Consider the following 16,326-nt stretch of genomic DNA (forward strand, 5'->3'; position numbering starts at 1 on the left):
GAAGTTTAGACCAGGAGAGGCCTGCCATGACGGACGTTCTGATTACTGCCGGCGAACTCGCTGACTTCATCAAGACCGAGCCGTGTGTCGTCATCGACACCCGCAATCCCGATGCCTACGGTGCGGGACATCTTCCCGGCGCCGTCAACGTCCACGAGATCTTCACCTATCTCGCGACCTCGACGCCGGAGGGCATCGCGGAGCTGAAGACGAAATTCGCCGACGCGTTCGGCGCGGCCGGCCTGTCCGGCGCTGAGACCGCCGTGGTCTACGAGCAGTCGATGAACTCCGGCTTCGGCCAGTCGTGCCGCGGCTATTTCCTGCTGACGATGCTCGGCTATCCCAAGGTGAAGGTGCTGCATGGCGGCTACGACGCCTGGGTCGCGGCTGGTCTGCCGGTCACGACCGACGCGCCGACGCCGGCCAAGGCTTCGTTCGCGATCGTGCCGGAGGCTGGCAGCATCCTGATCGACGCCAAGGCGATGCTCGCGGCGGTCGGCAATCCCGCGATCGCGATCCTCGACGTCCGCGACGTCGACGAATGGATCGGCGACTCGTCCTCGCCCTACGGCAAGGATTTCTGCCCGCGCAAGGGCCGCATCCCGGGCGCCGTCTGGCTCGAATGGTACCGCATGATGAAGCCGACCGGCGAAGGCCCGCGCTTCAAGTCGAAGGACGAGATCCTCGCCGAATGCGCCACCGTCGGCATCACGGTCGATACACCGGTCTATCTCTATTGCTTCAAGGGCGCGCGTGCGTCGAACACGTTCCTGGCGCTGAAGAACGCCGGGGTGAAGGATGTGCGGATGTATTTCGGCTCGTGGAACGAGTGGTCGCGCGACCCGTCGCTGCCGATCGAGGAAGGCCTGCCGATGCCGGCGATGACCAGCAAAGCGGCATAGAAGCTGCATGAGATGCACGTCCGGCCGCTGAAAAATGCGGCCGGATGAGCAGTTTGAAGGCGCAGTTAGCGCAGGTGTGACAAAGGGGCGCAGCACATGTCGATTTTCGATGATCCGTTCGATGCCGATTCCCGCGTGAATGCCGGTTGTATTTGCGGCCAGCATCGCAGCCCGGCCGAACATGAGCACGCGATGTCGGCGCTGCGCTGTGAGCCGGTCGTGGAGTCCCAAGAGAAGCGCTACGAGAACGTCGTGGCGTCGGCTGTGCTGCGCGCTGTTTTCCCCGAGGCCACGACGCGCCGCGCGTTTCTGAAAACCGTCGGAGCCGCGACGGCGCTTGCGGCGGTGTCGCAGTTCTTCCCGTTGAAGACGGCGACGGAAGCCTTTGCCGAAGCGGGCACGCCGGAGAAGAAGGATCTGAAGGTCGGCTTCATCCCGATCACCTGCGCGACGCCGATCATCATGGCTGCGCCGCTGGGCTTCTATGCGAAGGCCGGCCTGAACGTCGAGGTCGTCAAGACCGCCGGCTGGGCTGTCATCCGCGACAAGACCATCAACAAGGAATACGACGCCGCCCACATGCTGGCGCCGATGCCGATCGCAATCTCGCTGGGCCTCGGCGCGCAGCCGATCCCGTTCACGGTACCCGCGATCGAGAACATCAACGGGCAGGGCATCGTGCTGTCGATGAAGCACAAGGACAAGCGCGATCCGAAGGACTGGAAGGGGCTGAAATTCGCCATTCCATTCGACTATTCGATGCACAATTATCTGCTACGCTATTATCTGGCCGAGCACGGTATCGACCCGGATACCGACGTGCAGCTGCGCTCGGTGCCGCCGCCGGAGATGGTCGCCAATCTCAGGGCCGACAACATCGACGGCTTCCTGGCGCCCGACAACATCTGCCAGCGCGCGATCTATGACGGCGTCGGCTTCCTGCACATTCTCTCCAAGGAGATCTGGGACGGCCATCCCTGCTGCAGCTTTGCCGCCAGCCGCGAGTTCATCACGTCAGCTCCGAACAGCTTCGCCGCGCTAACCCGCGCCATCGTCGACGCGACCGCTTATGCGTCCAAGGCCGAGAACCGCAAGCAGATTGCTGAAGCCATCGCCCCGGCCAATTACATCAACGCGCCGGTGACGGTGCTGGAGCAGGTGCTGACCGGCACCTATGCCGACGGTCTCGGCGGCGTGAAGACCGACCCGAAGCGCGTCGATTTCGATCCGTTCCCGTGGCAGTCTTTCGCGGTGTGGATGCTGACCCAGATGAAGCGCTGGGGCCAGATCAAGGGCGACGTCGACTACAAGGCGGTGGCCGAGCAGATCTACCTCGCCACCGACACCCGCAAGGTCATGATCGAGATGGGGCTGACGCCGCCGAAGGACTCCTACAAGTCGTTCTCGGTGATGGGCAAGAGCTTCGATCCGACCAAGCCGGACGATTATGTTGCGAGCTTCAAGATCAAGAAGGCGTCGTGATGGGAGCGATGGGCGCGACGTTGCTTGCCAAGCCGACGGTGACGAATACGACGCAGTCGACCAGACCAACAGTGTCGTCCCCGCGAACGCGGGGACCCGTACGCCGTGACCTCGCTGGGGGCAGGGCTGGTCGCGAGGATCTTTTCCACCAACACCCGCCTGGGGTTATGGGTCCCTGCGTTCGCAGGGACGACACCGGCGGTGGAGCGACGGCATGATTGCCTCACTTCGCCTGCGCGCCGCCGTCGTCTCCATCGTGCTGCTCGCCGTGTTCCTCGGCGCATGGCATCTGGCCACGCGCAGCACGGGCACGGCGGCCAACATGAGCCCCGAATACGCCAAGCTGATGGGCATGACCGCCACGCAAGGCAAATCCGCCATGCCAGGGCCGCTTGATGTTGGCGCCAAGCTGTGGGAGCATTTGCGGCGGCCGTTCTACGACAATGGCCCGAACGATAAGGGTCTCGGAATCCAGCTCGCCTTTTCGCTCGGGCGGGTGATGCTCGGCTATCTGATCGCGGTTGCGATCGCGATTCCCCTGGGCTTCCTGATCGGCATGTCGCCCCTGATGAGCAAGGCGCTCGATCCATTCATCCAGATCCTCAAACCGATCTCGCCGCTCGCGTGGATGCCGCTGGCGCTCTACACCATCAAGGATTCCAGCCTGTCGGCGATCTTCGTGATCTTCATCTGCTCGGTCTGGCCGATGCTGATCAACACCGCATTCGGCGTCGCCAGCGTGCGGAAGGAGTGGATTAACGTCGCGCGCACGCTCGAGGTCGGTAATTTCAGGCGCGCCTTTACGGTGATCCTGCCGGCGGCCGCGCCGACGATCCTCACGGGCATGCGGATCTCGATCGGCATCGCCTGGCTCGTGATCGTGGCGGCCGAGATGCTCGTCGGCGGCACCGGTATCGGTTACTTCGTCTGGAACGAGTGGAACAACCTCTCGATCACCAACGTGATCATCGCGATCCTGCTGATCGGCCTTGTCGGAATGGTGCTGGATCAGATCCTGGCCCGCGTCTCGCGGCTCGTGACGTTTCCGGAGTAGGAGCGTGATGTCAGCTCAGAACGGCGCTGCTTACTTACCTCGCCCCGCTTGCGGGGAGAGGTCGGATTGCATCGAAGATGCAATCCGGGTGAGGGGGTACAGGTCTCTCGACACACACAGCTGGCGCGTGTGCCTCGCAGGACCTTTTTCGACGCGCACCTCCCGTGCAGCTGCCCCTCACCCCGACCCTCTCCCCGTGAAGGACGGGGAGAGGGAGCGCACCGTGCCCGGAGAGCCTGCTCGATGACATCGGACAAATTCATCTCCATCGAGGGGATCGCCAAGCGCTACGACGGCGCGCGGAGCACGACGATCTTCGAGAACCTCTGGCTCGCGATGGCCCGGGGTGAGTTCGTTTGCGTGATCGGGCATTCCGGCTGTGGCAAGACCACTGTGCTCAACATTCTCGCCGGGCTCGACGTGCCGAGCGAGGGGGCCGTGATCGTCGACGGCCAGGCCATCGAGGGGCCGAGCCTCGACCGTGCCGTGATCTTCCAGAGCCACGCGCTGCTGCCGTGGCGGACGGTGCTTGGCAACGTGGCCTATGCGGTCTCGTCAAAGTGGCGCAAATGGGATCGCGCCAAGGTCAAGGCGCATGCGCTGAAATACATCGAACTCGTCGGTCTCGGCGGCTCCGAGCACAAGCGGCCGTCGGAGCTGTCCGGCGGCATGAAGCAGCGGGTCGGCATTGCGCGGGCGCTGTCGATCACGCCGAAGATCATGCTGATGGACGAGCCGTTTTCGGCGCTGGACGCGCTGACCCGCGGCACGCTGCAGGACGAGGTCCGGCGCATCTGCGTCGAGACCGGGCAGACCGTGTTCATGATCACCCACGACGTCGACGAAGCGATCTATCTCGCCGACAAGATCGTGCTGATGACCAACGGCCCGGGCGCGGTGCTGGCGGAGATCGTCGAGAACCCGCTGCCGAAGGACCGGCTGCGCGGCGATCTGCATCGCCATCCGCTGTACTACGCGCTGCGCAACCACATCATCGATTTCCTGGTCAGCCGCAGCAAGACCTTCACCGCGGAGACGCCGGAGCATGATCCGCGCAAGGTGGCCGTGGTGAAGATCGGCCGGACCGAGCCGATCATCGTCGCATCCAAGCCGGCCGAGAGCGACGCACCGCAGGCGCTCGCGCGCTGAGCTCAAAAGAAACCCATCAACGAAGGCCCATCAAGGGAGACCAAGCATGAAGCGATCCGACCTCACCGAGAAGCTGCTCGACATCAAGCGCGAGAAGGGCTGGAGCTGGAAGTACATCTGCGAAAAGATCGGCGGCTACTCCGAGGTGCTGATCGTCGGCGCCATTCTCGGCCAGATGAAGCTGACCAAGCCGCAGGCCGCCAATGCCGGCGAGCTGTTCGGTCTGTCCAAGAGCGAAATCTCGATGCTGAACGAGACGCCGATGCGTGGCGAGGGCGTGCAGATGCCGCCGACCGATCCCTTGATCTACCGTTTTTATGAGCTCGTCATGATCAACGGGCCGGCGTGGAAGGAGCTGATCCAGGAGGAGTTCGGCGACGGCATCATGTCGGCGATCGACTTCGACATGGTGATGGAGCGCCTGCCCAATCCGAAGGGCGATCGCGTCAAGATCTCGATGTCGGGCAAGTTCCTGCCGTACAAATATTACGGCGCCAGCGGCAATGTGCCGGAGTATGGATTTAAAGAAGAATAAGCGAATAGCGAATTGCGAGTAGCGAATAGGGGAAGGACATCCCTATTCGCCACTCCCTATTCGCTATTCGCCCTATTTCACTGTCCCGCCTTGACCTGCGCCACCGCGGTGGCCAGCAGCTCGCTCATCTTGGCGCGAATCTCGGCCTCGGTGACGCCCTTGGCGGAGAGGTCGCCCAGCACCTTGCGCACCACGTCGGCGTCGCCGGCTTCCTCGAAATCGGACGCCACCACTTCCTTGGCATAGGCGTCGGCATCGGCGCCGGCTTTGCCGAGCTTTTCGGCCGCCCACAGACCGAGGAGCTTGTTGCGGCGGGCTTCCGCCTTGAATTTCAATTCCTCGTCATGAGCGAACTGCTTCTCGAACGCGTCCTCGCGCTTGTCGAACGTGGTCATAGCCGGAACTTCCAGTGTTGCCGAAAAGGGTTAACCGCGCAGGCGGTTGCGGGGTGATGGTCGCATGCCTAAATAATTGGAACACAAAGCCAATACAACGGGCACGAGGCCGCAGGAAGGCCGGTAAAACTAAGGTCTGGAGATCCGGATCGATTGTGCTCGGGACACCAATGGGATAGGTTTCCCACAGGCCCGGTTCTTGTTCTGTTTCCATTCAGGTCCAGGCCCTCGCGGCAGCTCCGTCGTGGTCCTGTCCAAAGTCATCCGGAGCCCACCATTTCATGGATTTCAACAAAACACGGTACATCCCAATGAGCCGTCGGCGTCGCATTTATGAAGGCAAGGCCAAGGTCCTTTACGAAGGTCCCGAGCCGGGCACCCTGATCCAGCACTTCAAGGACGACGCCACCGCCTTCAATGCCAAGAAACACCAGGTGATCGAAGGCAAGGGCGTCCTCAACAACCGCATCTCGGAGTACCTGTTTCAGCACCTCAACGACATCGGGGTGCCGACCCACTTCATCCGCCGCCTCAACATGCGCGAGCAGCTGATTCGCGAGGTCGAGATCGTCCCGCTCGAGGTCGTGGTGCGCAATGTGGCGGCGGGCTCGCTGTCGCAGCGCCTCGGCATCGAAGAGGGCACCCAGCTGCCGCGTTCGATCATCGAATTCTATTACAAGAACGACCAGCTCAACGACCCCATGGTGTCGGAGGAGCACATCACCGCGTTCGGCTGGGCGACCCCCCAGGAGATCGACGACATCATGGCGCTGGCCATCCGCGTCAACGACTTCCTGACCGGTCTCTTCCTCGGCATCGGCATCCGTCTGGTCGATTTCAAGATGGAATGCGGCCGGCTGTTCGAGAACGAGATGATGCGGATCATCGTCGCCGACGAGATTTCCCCCGATTCCTGCCGGCTGTGGGACATCAAGTCGAACGAGAAGCTCGACAAGGACCGCTTCCGTCGTGATCTTGGCGGCCTTCTGGAGGCCTATACCGAGGTCGCCAAGCGGCTCGGCATCCTCATGGAGAACGAGCGTCCGGCGGGCTCCGGCCCGGTTCTGGTCAAGAGCTAAGGGAATCACAGACGTGAAAGCGCGTGTCACGGTGACACTGAAAACCGGCATCCTCGATCCCCAGGGCAAGGCGATCGAGGGCGCCCTCAAATCGCTCGGCGTCGACGGCGTCGCCAGCGTGCGTCAGGGCAAGGTGTTCGACATCGAGCTCGCGGGCGCCGACAAGGCCCAGGCGGAGGCGGCGCTGAAGGCCGCCGCCGACAAGCTGCTCGCCAACACGGTGATCGAGAATTACCGGGTGGAGTTGTTGGGGTAGGGCGAAGCGGAGCGATGGCGTCCGATCTCGAAGCGATTGATGCTTGTGAAGTCAGACTTGCATTGTCTGCGACATGACCCTGCTTAAGGAAATTGGAAAACTCGGGTCTTTGGCCGTTGTTTTCGCGGCGGCGCTATCCGCCGCCAAAGCTGCGGCGCCTGTCACCTTGGATGGCTGGCGCTACATTGATGGCGGCGACAGTCTGCACGTGTTTGTCTGCGAACGCGGAGACTGCGTGCCGGGATCACGGGTGTTCTGCCATGTTGGGCAACGTGGTTCAGCGGTCGCTCCGGGTATTTTGAGGACCGAAGAGAGGAGAGCAGCGGCGCTGGCAGGCGAGCAATCTAGGCCGCCAACGAACGCACCGAGCGTCGGTCTTGATCTGTCCGGAGGCTCGCGCATCATCGAGACCGTCGACGATGTGATTTCAAGGTATAGAACATCCGGCGTCGTCAACAACGAGACCTCGCAGTTCATTTTGGTCAGTTCCGCGACAGACGAACAAGCCAGCCGAGCCAATCTCGCGCGTTTTGAGAAGGCTCTGCAGGAAATCAGCAAATAGGCCGCAAGCATGAAATCCGCCGTCCTCGTCTTCCCCGGCATCAATCGCGAGCGCGACATGGCGCGCGCGCTGCGCATGATCTCTGGCCATGAGCCGGCGATGGTCTGGCACGCCGAGACGGCGCTGCCCAAGGGCACCGATCTCGTCGTCGTCCCCGGCGGCTTCTCCTATGGCGATTATCTGCGCTGTGGCGCGATCGCCGCGCGAGCGCCAGTCATGGATGCGGTGCGCGATCACGCAGCCCGAGGCGGGCTCGTGCTTGGCGTCTGCAACGGCTTCCAGATCCTGTGCGAATCGGGTCTGCTGCCGGGCGTGCTGATGCGCAACGACCGGCTGAAGTTCATCTGCAAGGACGTGCATCTGCGCGTCGAGCGCTCGGACTCGCCGTTCACCCGCGGCTACAATGCGGGGCAGGTCATCCGCGTGCCCGTCGCCCATGGCGAGGGCAACTACGCGGCCGACGAGGAGACCTTGAAGCGGCTGAATGGCGACGGGCGCGTGCTCTATCGCTACTGCTCGGCCGACGGCGAGGTCGGCGACCTCAGCAACATCAACGGCGCGGCGCATTCGATCGCCGGCATCGTCAACGAGAGCGGGAATGTGCTCGGCATGATGCCGCATCCCGAGAATCACGTCGAGGACATCATGGGCTGCACTGACGGCCGCGGCCTGTTCGCCGGCCTTGTCGCGCATCTCGACCGCGCCGCCTGATCGCTTCGCTGCGCATGTTCAGCCGGGCTCGCCCGGCGGACCCACGACCGACTGGTGATCGAGGGGGCCGGGACGTTCCTCAATCTCCCGGGATCGTCCATGACGTCCGCCCTTGTCTCGATCCCGACGGTGCCTTGATGTCGACGCTGCCTCTCACTCAGCGCGCTCTGCGCTTGCTCCTCTTGTCCGCGCTGCTCTCGGTCGGCGTCGGCACGGCGCAGGCCGAGACCCCGGCGGCTGCACCCACGGCCGCCGCTGCGCCGTTCGCTGTGAGCGGCTGGAAGCCGCAGCGGCCGAACGGCACCGACGTAACCTTCTTCCTCTGCGAGGACGCCAAGTGCGGCCCCGGCTCGAAGGTCAGCTATCGGCTCTACCCGCCGAACACGACGATGACGATCGAGCAATTCCGAGCCTCCCAGGAACAGACCATCAAGCTGCTGGACCAGCGCGTGCCCGGCCAGACCACCACGATCCTGGGCGTCGACGGCGACAAGGGCACCAAGTTGCCGCGTGTATTTCGTGTGCGGCGCCTGAAGGTGGCGCCTGATGGGACCAAGGAATATCAGGTCAGCGGCGTGCTGTTCGGGCTGAAGGGCAGCGCGAGCCTGATCAGTTCGGCGGACAGCGAGAAAGGCAGCACCACCAACTTCGCGCAGTTCGCGATTCCCGTCATGGTCCTGCTCGGCCTGCCGCCGCGACAATGATAGTGAGCGCGGCAATCTGAGAGGGCGACGCCTCGCGCCTTCGCCTCCCGCGAATATCGGCTTCGATGAAGAGGCCGTTCATCGAAATCGTTCCGCGCGATTTTTATCCGGCTTCCGGCAACGCCGGGCGGCTGTTCGCGTTGTCCGCCCGCGAATGGGGCAGGGAACCAAGGAGGTTCTCTCATGACGACGAAACATTGGCTGGGAACGGCCGCAATCATCCTGGCGATCGGCACGGCATCAGGTGCTGCATCGGCCCAGGGCGACATGAAGCGTGAGGGCGGGGCGGCTGCTCCGACGGCCCGCGAGGCCACACGGCCTGCCGGCGAGGCTAAGAGTGAGGTCAAGGGTGGTGCCGCAGCGGCCGAGCGCGGCGCGTCTGAGACGCGGCAGAGCGCGCAGGAGCGCCGGAGCGAACCGGCAGCCGGTGGGCGCGAGCAGGCACAGGAACGGGCCGCCGAGCGGCCGGCGCGCGACGCCAAGCAGAGCGCCGAAAGCAAGGGCGGTGCAGCCGCCGAGCGCGGCCGCGACGCGAAGGAGAGCGCAAAGGAAAGCGCTGAGACGAAGTCGGCCACCGACAGCAAGCAGGCCGACAAGCAGTCGGATAGCAAACAGTCGGAGAGCAGGACCAAGGCTGAGTCCAAGCAGGAGCAGGACCGCGCCGCCGAGTCCAAGTCGGGCGCGACGGACCGGAAGTCCGACCGCGAGGCCGATCGCAACGCGCCTGACAAGGACAAGACCCGGCAGAGCCAGGACGAGCGCAAGACCGGCACGTCCGACAAGGCCGCGGACAAGGCTGGCGACAAGCAGGACAGCGACCGCAGCAAACAGGCCAATCAGCCCGGCGGCACCGACACCAAGAGCTCGACCGCGCAGCAGAACCAGCAGACCGGTCCGGCCGGCGCTGGTCCGCAGACGGGGCAGGCCAGCACCCAGACACAACCCAACGGCAACCGCACCAACGCCCAGGTCCAGGTCAACGATCAGCAGAAGACCCGCGTGGTCGATCAGCTGCGCCGCGATCACGACTTCGACCGCGCGCGCACCGACATCAACATCAACGTCAATATCGGCGAGCGCCTGCCGGAGCGTGTCCGGCCGCGTCCGCTGCCGTCGGATATCGTGACCATCGTGCCGGAATATCGCGGCTACGAATACACCGTCGTGCATGACGAGATCGCGATCGTCGACCCGCGCAGCCGCGAGATCATCGACGTCATCTCGCCGGACGGCAGGCGTGCCGACCGTGGCTATGACCGAGGCGGGTATGGCGTAAGCTCGACCCGCATCGTGCTCTCGGACGACCAGCGACAGATCCTGCGCCGTGCGGCCACCGAGACCGGCACGGTCGGTTCGACGACGTCTTCGTCCTCGACCGGCTCGAGCTGCCTGAGCCTGCGCCGCGTGCCTGATGAGCTCGCTCGCGCCAATCCGGAGCTGGCCAACTACCAGTATCTGGCGATCGGCGAGCAGGTCATCCTGGTCGATCCGCGCGATCAGAAGGTGGTGCAGGTCATCGATCAGCAGCAGTAATGCCGCAGTCATAGATTTGTCACGGAAGGGGCGGGAGCGCGGAGCGCTTCCGCCCTTTGTCTTGTCCGGTCGTGATGCGGGAGGTCGCCGTACGCCCAGCGAACTTGATCTCGAGACGGCTTGAACCCGCCGTTGCAGCCATGCGTCAAAGCAGCAGGACTGGCGAGCCAGCGCCGGCCACAGGATTGTCCATCGCGCATGGCCACGCTATCAACGCCGGCGTGTAACGTTGTTGGCTGTGGGGTGGGGGTCTGCCGTGCCGATTGCACTTGTCGTTCTGTTGCTCGACATCTCGCTGATCTATCATGCCTCCCGCACCGGCCGCCTGCAGCCCTGGGCTTTCATCATCCTGATGGTCCCGATGATCGGCGCGCTGGCCTATATCGTCGTCGAGCTGGTGCCGGAATGGCTGGGGAGCCACGACGTGCAAAAGGCGCGCAAGCGCGTCGCCAACAAGCTCGATCCCGAGAAATACTACCGCGAGTTGTCGGATCGCGTTGCGGTGACGGATACGATCGCCAACCGCGCCGCGCTCGCGGAGGAGTGCGTCGTCGTCGGTCGCTATGACGAGGCCGAGCAGCACTACGACCACATCCTGAGCCTGCCGATGGGTCACGAAGCGATCTTCGCGCTCGGCAAGGCCAAGGCGCAGTTCGCGCGGCGCCGTCCGGCCGACGCGCTGGCGACGCTCGACGAGCTGCAGAAGACGTGGCCGGACTACAATTCGGCCGAGGCGCATCTGTTGTATGCGCGGGCGTTGCAGGACGCCGGACGTACCGACGAGGCGCTGGAGGAGTACCAGGCGCTCTTGGACTACGCGCCGAGCAGCGAGGCCAAGGCGCGCTACGGCACGCTGCTCAAGCTGGTCGGGCGCGTCGACGAGGCCAAGGTGGTCTTCACCGAGCTCCTGATCCAGATGAAGCGCTCACCCCGTCACGTCCGCAAGGCCCAGGCCGAGTGGATCGCGATCGCCGAGAAGCAGATCGCGGGGTAGCTGTTGGACGGGCACCGTGAGCGGCGAGCGAGGTCTTCGCCTCTCCCGCGTGCGGGGAGAGGCCGGATTGCATCGATAGATGCAATCCGGGTGAGGGGGCTATCCGCGAGTCTGATGCGCGTGCCCCTCACTCCGACCCGCTCCCCCGTAAAGAACGGGGAGAGGGAGCACACCGCCTTCGCCGCTCTATCTCGAGTGCAATTCCGTGTAAGAGCCGCCTACGGCGAGCTCGCCGCCTCCGGCGTTCGCCGCCTGACGCGCTTGATGGTGCCCGAAAACGAGAACAGCGGCTTCGTCCCGGAATGCAGCATGCCGCGCAGGAAGATCAGCGAGGCGCCGGAGCGGGTGACCTCGCCGGTGGCTTCGATCAATTCGCCCTCGCGCGCGGCATCGAGGAATTCGGACGAGAACGAGACCGTGACGCCCGGGCCCTGCAGAATCGGGGCGGCGAAGGCGAACAGGCAATAGTCGGCGAAGGTCATCAGGCAGCCGCCATGGACGTTGCCGGCGCCGTTGAGGTGCTTCCTCTCGACCCGGAAGGCGCAGCGGATCGAGCCGTCCTCCTCCATCCGGTGCCAGAACGGCCCGGTATGGGATTCGTAGCTGTCGCGCATCCAGGTGCGCCAGCCGGCGAATTCGCCATCGGAGGCGATGTGGATGCCGGGGCGGTTCTCGAAGGCGGAACGGGACAGATCGTGCACGTGACGGGGCCTTTAACTGTTGATTGACCGTCTTAAATCCGATCAGTGGTCAATCTGCAAATATCCCGCCAGGCGGTCCGGGCCAAAGCTCTGGACAGGGCGGATGAGGGCCGTAAAAGGCCTTTTCGCATCAGGCCCGGCTTTCTATGAAGCAGGGTTTAAGGGACCAGCGGCCCACGGGGCAAAGGCATTTCTCCATGCGCAATGAACCGCAGATCACCCCCGAGCTCGTCGCCGCCCACGGCCTGAAGCCCGACGAATATGAGCGCATCCTGAAGCTGATCGGCCGGGTGCCGACCTTCACCGAGCTCGGCATCTTCTCGGCGATGTGGAACGAGCACTGCTCGTACAAATCGTCGCGCATCCATCTCAAGGGCCTGCCGACCAAGGCGCCCTGGGTGATCCAGGGCCCGGGCGAGAACGCCGGCGTGATCGACATCGGCGACGGCCAGGCCGTCGTGTTCAAGATGGAGAGCCACAACCACCCGAGCTACATCGAGCCGTACCAGGGTGCCACCACCGGCGTCGGCGGTATTCTGCGCGACGTGTTCACGATGGGCGCCCGTCCGATCGCCTGCCTGAACGCCCTGTCGTTCGGCGCGCCCGAACACCCCAAGACCAAGCACCTCGTGTCCGGCGTCGTCGCCGGCATCGGCGGCTACGGCAACTCGTTCGGCGTGCCCACGGTGGGCGGCCAGACCCGCTTCCACACCCGCTATGACGGCAACATCCTGGTCAACGCTATGGCGGTCGGCCTCGCCGACGCCGACAAGATCTTCTATGCGGCGGCCTCCGGCGTGAACATGCCGATCGTCTATTTGGGCTCCAAGACCGGCCGCGACGGCATCCATGGCGCCTCGATGGCCTCGGCCGAATTCGACGACTCGTCCGAGGAGAAGCGCCCGACCGTGCAGGTCGGCGACCCCTTCGCCGAGAAGCTGCTGCTGGAGGCGTGCCTCGAGATCATGGCCGCCGACTGCGTGATCGCGATCCAGGACATGGGCGCGGCCGGCCTGACCTGCTCGGCGGTCGAGATGGGCGCCAAGGGCGACCTCGGCGTCGACCTCGATCTCGATTCCGTGCCGACCCGCGAGACCGGCATGAGCGCCTATGAGATGATGCTCTCCGAGAGCCAGGAGCGGATGCTCATGGTGCTCAAGCCGGAGAAGGAAAAGGAAGCCGAGGCGATCTTCCGCAAATGGGGCCTCGATTTCGCTGTGGTCGGCTACACCACGCCCAGCAAGCGCTTCGTGGTCAAGCATGGCGGCGACGTCATGGCCGACCTGCCGATCAAGGAGCTTGGCGACGAGGCGCCGCTCTATGACCGCCCGCATGTCGCGTCATCAGCTCTGCCGGTGATCCATGCCCGCGAGGTCAAGCCGCCCCTGGACATCATCCCGGCGCTGGAGAAGCTGATCGCGACGCCCGACCTGTGCTCCAAGCGCTGGATCTGGGAGCAGTACGACCACGTCATCCTCGGCAACACCGTGCAGCGTCCGGGTGGCGATGCCGCCGTCGTGCGCGTGCAGGACGGGCCGAAGGGCCTGGCGATGACCGTCGACGTCACGCCGCGCTATTGCGAGGCCGATCCTTATCAGGGGGGCATGCAGGCCGTCGCCGAGGCCTGGCGCAACATCACCGCTGTGGGCGGCCGGCCGCTCGCCATCACCGACAATCTCAACTTCGGCAATCCGGAGCGGCCCGAGATCATGGGCCAGTTCGTCGGCTGCCTGAAGGGCATCTCGGAGGCCTGCCGCGCGCTCGACTTCCCGGTCGTGTCCGGCAACGTCTCGCTCTACAACGAGACCAACGGCCGCGCGATCCTGCCGACGCCCTCGATCGGCGGCGTCGGCCTGCTCGATGACTTCACCAAGTCCGCCAGTATCGCCTTCAAGGCCGAGGGCGAGGCGATCCTGTTGATCGGCGAGACCCATGGCTGGCTCGGCCAGTCGGTGTACCTGCGCGACATCTGCGGCCGCGAGGAGGGCGCTCCGCCGCCGGTCGATCTCGCCGCCGAGAAGCGCATCGGCGATGTCGTGCGCGGCATGATCCATGCGGGCACCGCGACGGCCGCGCATGATTTGTCCGACGGCGGTCTCCTGGTGGCGCTCGCCGAGATGGCGATGGCCTCGGGCATCGGCGCGCGCCTCTTGGCCGCGCCGGGGTCGATCGTGCCGCATGCCTATTGGTTCGGCGAGGATCAGGCGCGCTATCTCGTGACGGTGCCGGAGACCGAAGCCGGCCGCGTGCTCGCGAAAATGCGCGGCGCCAACGTGCCGTGCACGCGCATCGGCACGACGGGTGGCACGGCCCTGGCGATCGCGGGAGAGGCCTCGGTCGAGGTCGCCACGCTCAAGAGCCGGTTCGAAAGCTGGCTGCCGAGCTACATGGGCGGTAGCGCCGCATAACCCCCCGCTGTCGTCCCGGACAAGCTACGGCGGCGCACCGCGCCGCCGTAGCGCCGATCCGGGACCCATACTCCGTGTACGGAGTCGTCGGGCAGGCTGGTCATCGACCTGCGCCAACAACAACAGCCTGTGGTTATGGTCCCTGCGTTCGCAGTGACGACAGCGGAGTTTGTCGTCTGAGCATCGGTCCCGCTCGGCCAGTGAGAGCCTACAGCACGTTCTTCGCGCCCGGGATCTGCCTGAGCACCCATGTCGCGCCCCAGCTCAGCAGAACGGTGCCGACGAACGCAATCGTCGCCTTGGCGATCGCCGGCAGATTGAGGTCGAACAGCCAGTATTGAAGCCACAGCACGATCGGATAGTGCACCAGGAACATGCCGTAGGCGTCGGCCTGAAGGCGGTCGAGCACGGAGAATTCAGAGCGGCGGTGGTTGAGGAAGTAGGACAGGATCGCGAACATCATCGCGGTGCTGAAGATCACGAAGAAGAAGCCGTAGGCTCCCTCATACCAATGCGGCAGGTCAGGCGGATTGCCGAGCACCTGGCGCTTGATCGTGATCAGCACCCACAGCAGCGCGTAGGGCACGAGCGTCACCACAATCCACGCGCCGAGTCCGCGCTGTGACATCTGGCCTTCCGCCGCCAGCAGCCCGCGCTCGAAATTCGCCGCGCCGATGCCGGCCCCGACGTAGAAATAGGCGGCGTAGAGCAGGACGCGGCTGGCCTGCACTGAGAATGGCCCGGCTTCGAACCAGTAGGTCGGTCCGAAGAACAGCCGCGAGGGAATGTAGAGCAGGCCGGTGATCAACAGGAAGACGAAGAAGAAGTCGCGTGGATGCTCGAAGCCGCGCAGCGACAGCCGGTTGATCGGACCGAGCAGGCCGGGCGAGATGCGGTACAGCAGGGCCGCCGATGCGTCGAACGCCAGCAGCACCCAGATGAACCAGATCGGCCCGCTCGGCCAGGGACCGACGGTCACGGTCTTCCACCAGAAGGCGGAGAAGCTGGCGTCGGGATTGGCGCGCAGCTCGATCGCATAATAAGCGATCGGAATCAGCGTCAGCGCGGCGATGACGAAGGGCAGGCCGAGCCGCAGCAGACGATCGCGCAGGTGCTGCCAGGTCGACTTGTGCGCAAGGCCGGACCACGCGAACAGGCCCGACAGGAAGAAGAACATGGCCATGAAGAAGCTGTCGGTGGCCAGCACGATGCCGTCGAAGCCGAGGAAGGAGGTCGGGTCGGTGTGCCCGAAATAGGTGTAGGGAATCACGGCGTGATGCAGCAGCACCACCAGCGTGAGAAAAGTGCGGGCGTGATCGAGCGCGGCGTTTCGCGCTCGCGCCTTTGGCCGGACCTGAAGCTCGACCTTGGCGGCCGCCGCCGATTGCGTAACCGATATGACCATGTGCCCCAAGCCCCGCTGTCGTCTCGCTCGATTTTGACCGGTGCTGCAAATCAGTTGCCGAAGCCGCCCGCAACCCGATTTCTCACACCTCCCGCTACTTTGTCGTCATCTCCAGCTTACGAAGCAGCAGCCGCGAAAGTTACGAGCCGGCCTGCTCGAAGTTGCGGATGTTCTCCGGCTGGCTCGATCTCTGAAGGAACCGGTTCCCGGCAGCGTCGTTAGTGAGGCGAATGCGCCGGCACGGCGCCTGACCGGAGGACCATACCGTGACTATTCTCAAATGGGCGCTGCTGTTTTTCTTGATCTCGGTCGTCGCCGGTGTTCTCGGCTTCACGGGAATCTCGGCGGCTTCCGCAGACATAGCGCGGATCCTGTTCTACATCTTCCTGGTGATCTTCCTCGTGCTTCTGATCCTCGGCCTGACGATCTTCAGGGTGTAGCAGGCCGCGAACCAAA

At 64.4% G+C, this 16,326-nt stretch carries 17 protein-coding genes; 14 read left to right on the top strand and 3 right to left on the bottom strand.

The genetic code is table 11. The features are described 5' to 3' along the window. The first annotated feature begins 26 nt into the window (after positions 1-26). From NLR35_RS04460 to cynS, 5 genes are all read left to right on the top strand, one after another. On the top strand, positions 27-902 hold the full coding sequence (locus NLR35_RS04460) for a sulfurtransferase (protein WP_257165358.1): 876 nt from the start codon (positions 27-29) through the stop codon (positions 900-902). A 96-nt stretch (positions 903-998) separates the two neighbouring features. Continuing rightward, positions 999-2,384 carry an ABC transporter substrate-binding protein gene (locus NLR35_RS04465; protein ID WP_257165359.1) on the top strand — a complete coding sequence of 462 codons (1,386 nt, stop codon included), beginning with the start codon at positions 999-1,001 and terminating at the stop codon, positions 2,382-2,384. Positions 2,385-2,598: 214 nt separating this feature from the next. Continuing rightward, complete coding sequence (gene ntrB, locus NLR35_RS04470; RefSeq protein ID WP_257165360.1) at positions 2,599-3,438, top strand: nitrate ABC transporter permease; 840 nt, start codon at positions 2,599-2,601, stop codon at positions 3,436-3,438. A 243-nt stretch (positions 3,439-3,681) separates the two neighbouring features. Continuing rightward, positions 3,682-4,587, top strand: a complete 906-nt coding sequence (locus NLR35_RS04475; protein WP_257165361.1) for an ABC transporter ATP-binding protein — start codon at positions 3,682-3,684, stop codon at positions 4,585-4,587. A 46-nt stretch (positions 4,588-4,633) separates the two neighbouring features. Further along, positions 4,634-5,122 carry a cyanase gene (gene cynS / locus NLR35_RS04480; RefSeq protein WP_006614502.1) on the top strand — a complete coding sequence of 163 codons (489 nt, stop codon included), beginning with the start codon at positions 4,634-4,636 and terminating at the stop codon, positions 5,120-5,122. 77 nt (positions 5,123-5,199) lie between these two features. Here the strand turns inward: cynS and NLR35_RS04485 are convergent, their stop codons facing one another. Further along, entirely contained in the window at positions 5,200-5,517 is a 318-nt protein-coding gene (locus NLR35_RS04485; RefSeq protein ID WP_257165362.1) for a DUF1476 domain-containing protein, read from the bottom strand. Between the two features lie 311 nt (positions 5,518-5,828). Between NLR35_RS04485 and purC the strand changes: the two genes are divergently transcribed. The 7 genes from purC to NLR35_RS04520 all read left to right on the top strand — a co-directional run bounded on the left by purC (position 5,829) and on the right by NLR35_RS04520 (position 11,356). After that, entirely contained in the window at positions 5,829-6,596 is a 768-nt protein-coding gene (purC, locus tag NLR35_RS04490; RefSeq protein ID WP_008974302.1) for a phosphoribosylaminoimidazolesuccinocarboxamide synthase, read from the top strand. 13 nt (positions 6,597-6,609) lie between these two features. Then, on the top strand, positions 6,610-6,852 hold the full coding sequence (purS, locus tag NLR35_RS04495) for a phosphoribosylformylglycinamidine synthase subunit PurS (protein WP_006614499.1): 243 nt from the start codon (positions 6,610-6,612) through the stop codon (positions 6,850-6,852). Positions 6,853-6,925: 73 nt separating this feature from the next. Next, complete coding sequence (locus NLR35_RS04500; protein ID WP_257165363.1) at positions 6,926-7,414, top strand: hypothetical protein; 489 nt, start codon at positions 6,926-6,928, stop codon at positions 7,412-7,414. A gap of 9 nt (positions 7,415-7,423) precedes the next feature. Further along, a complete protein-coding gene (gene purQ, locus NLR35_RS04505) occupies positions 7,424-8,125 on the top strand; it encodes a phosphoribosylformylglycinamidine synthase subunit PurQ (RefSeq protein ID WP_257165364.1) in 702 nt (233 codons plus the stop codon). 269 nt (positions 8,126-8,394) lie between these two features. After that, the gene (locus NLR35_RS04510) at positions 8,395-8,829 is read left to right on the top strand and encodes a hypothetical protein (protein WP_257165766.1); all 435 of its coding nucleotides are present in this window, start codon (positions 8,395-8,397) and stop codon (positions 8,827-8,829) included. A gap of 267 nt (positions 8,830-9,096) precedes the next feature. Beyond that, the gene (locus NLR35_RS04515) at positions 9,097-10,362 is read left to right on the top strand and encodes a DUF1236 domain-containing protein (RefSeq protein ID WP_257165767.1); all 1,266 of its coding nucleotides are present in this window, start codon (positions 9,097-9,099) and stop codon (positions 10,360-10,362) included. 256 nt (positions 10,363-10,618) lie between these two features. After that, a complete protein-coding gene (locus tag NLR35_RS04520; protein ID WP_257165365.1) occupies positions 10,619-11,356 on the top strand; it encodes a tetratricopeptide repeat protein in 738 nt (245 codons plus the stop codon). 218 nt (positions 11,357-11,574) lie between these two features. Here NLR35_RS04520 and NLR35_RS04525 read toward each other — a convergent pair whose 3' ends face one another. Next, the gene (locus NLR35_RS04525; RefSeq protein WP_257165366.1) at positions 11,575-12,057 is read right to left on the bottom strand and encodes a PaaI family thioesterase; all 483 of its coding nucleotides are present in this window, start codon (positions 12,055-12,057) and stop codon (positions 11,575-11,577) included. Positions 12,058-12,254: 197 nt separating this feature from the next. Between NLR35_RS04525 and purL the strand changes: the two genes are divergently transcribed. Beyond that, positions 12,255-14,465, top strand: a complete 2,211-nt coding sequence (purL, locus tag NLR35_RS04530; protein WP_257165367.1) for a phosphoribosylformylglycinamidine synthase subunit PurL — start codon at positions 12,255-12,257, stop codon at positions 14,463-14,465. A 208-nt stretch (positions 14,466-14,673) separates the two neighbouring features. Here the strand turns inward: purL and NLR35_RS04535 are convergent, their stop codons facing one another. Further along, positions 14,674-15,870, bottom strand: a complete 1,197-nt coding sequence (locus NLR35_RS04535; RefSeq protein WP_257165368.1) for an acyltransferase — start codon at positions 15,868-15,870, stop codon at positions 14,674-14,676. A 266-nt stretch (positions 15,871-16,136) separates the two neighbouring features. Here NLR35_RS04535 and NLR35_RS04540 point away from each other — a divergent pair, with 266 nt between their 5' ends. Next, a complete protein-coding gene (locus tag NLR35_RS04540) occupies positions 16,137-16,310 on the top strand; it encodes a DUF1328 domain-containing protein (RefSeq protein ID WP_257165369.1) in 174 nt (57 codons plus the stop codon). Positions 16,311-16,326: the final 16 nt, after the last annotated feature.

The sequence above is a fragment of the Bradyrhizobium sp. SRS-191 genome, from assembly GCF_024586915.1.
GTDB lineage: Bacteria > Pseudomonadota > Alphaproteobacteria > Rhizobiales > Xanthobacteraceae > Bradyrhizobium.

What these genes read in the sequence shown, in the direction of transcription:
- NLR35_RS04460 (WP_257165358.1), top strand. Translation starts at nt 27, where the DNA reads ATGACGGACGTTCTGATTACTGCCGGCGAACTCGCTGACTTCATCAAG.
- NLR35_RS04465 (WP_257165359.1), top strand. Translation starts at nt 999, where the DNA reads ATGTCGATTTTCGATGATCCGTTCGATGCCGATTCCCGCGTGAATGCC.
- ntrB (WP_257165360.1), top strand. Translation starts at nt 2,599, where the DNA reads ATGATTGCCTCACTTCGCCTGCGCGCCGCCGTCGTCTCCATCGTGCTG.
- NLR35_RS04475 (WP_257165361.1), top strand. Translation starts at nt 3,682, where the DNA reads ATGACATCGGACAAATTCATCTCCATCGAGGGGATCGCCAAGCGCTAC.
- cynS (WP_006614502.1), top strand. Translation starts at nt 4,634, where the DNA reads ATGAAGCGATCCGACCTCACCGAGAAGCTGCTCGACATCAAGCGCGAG.
- NLR35_RS04485 (WP_257165362.1), bottom strand. Translation starts at nt 5,517, where the DNA reads ATGACCACGTTCGACAAGCGCGAGGACGCGTTCGAGAAGCAGTTCGCT.
- purC (WP_008974302.1), top strand. Translation starts at nt 5,829, where the DNA reads ATGAGCCGTCGGCGTCGCATTTATGAAGGCAAGGCCAAGGTCCTTTAC.
- NLR35_RS04500 (WP_257165363.1), top strand. Translation starts at nt 6,926, where the DNA reads ATGACCCTGCTTAAGGAAATTGGAAAACTCGGGTCTTTGGCCGTTGTT.
- purQ (WP_257165364.1), top strand. Translation starts at nt 7,424, where the DNA reads ATGAAATCCGCCGTCCTCGTCTTCCCCGGCATCAATCGCGAGCGCGAC.
- NLR35_RS04515 (WP_257165767.1), top strand. Translation starts at nt 9,097, where the DNA reads ATGAAGCGTGAGGGCGGGGCGGCTGCTCCGACGGCCCGCGAGGCCACA.
- purL (WP_257165367.1), top strand. Translation starts at nt 12,255, where the DNA reads ATGCGCAATGAACCGCAGATCACCCCCGAGCTCGTCGCCGCCCACGGC.
- NLR35_RS04535 (WP_257165368.1), bottom strand. Translation starts at nt 15,870, where the DNA reads ATGGTCATATCGGTTACGCAATCGGCGGCGGCCGCCAAGGTCGAGCTT.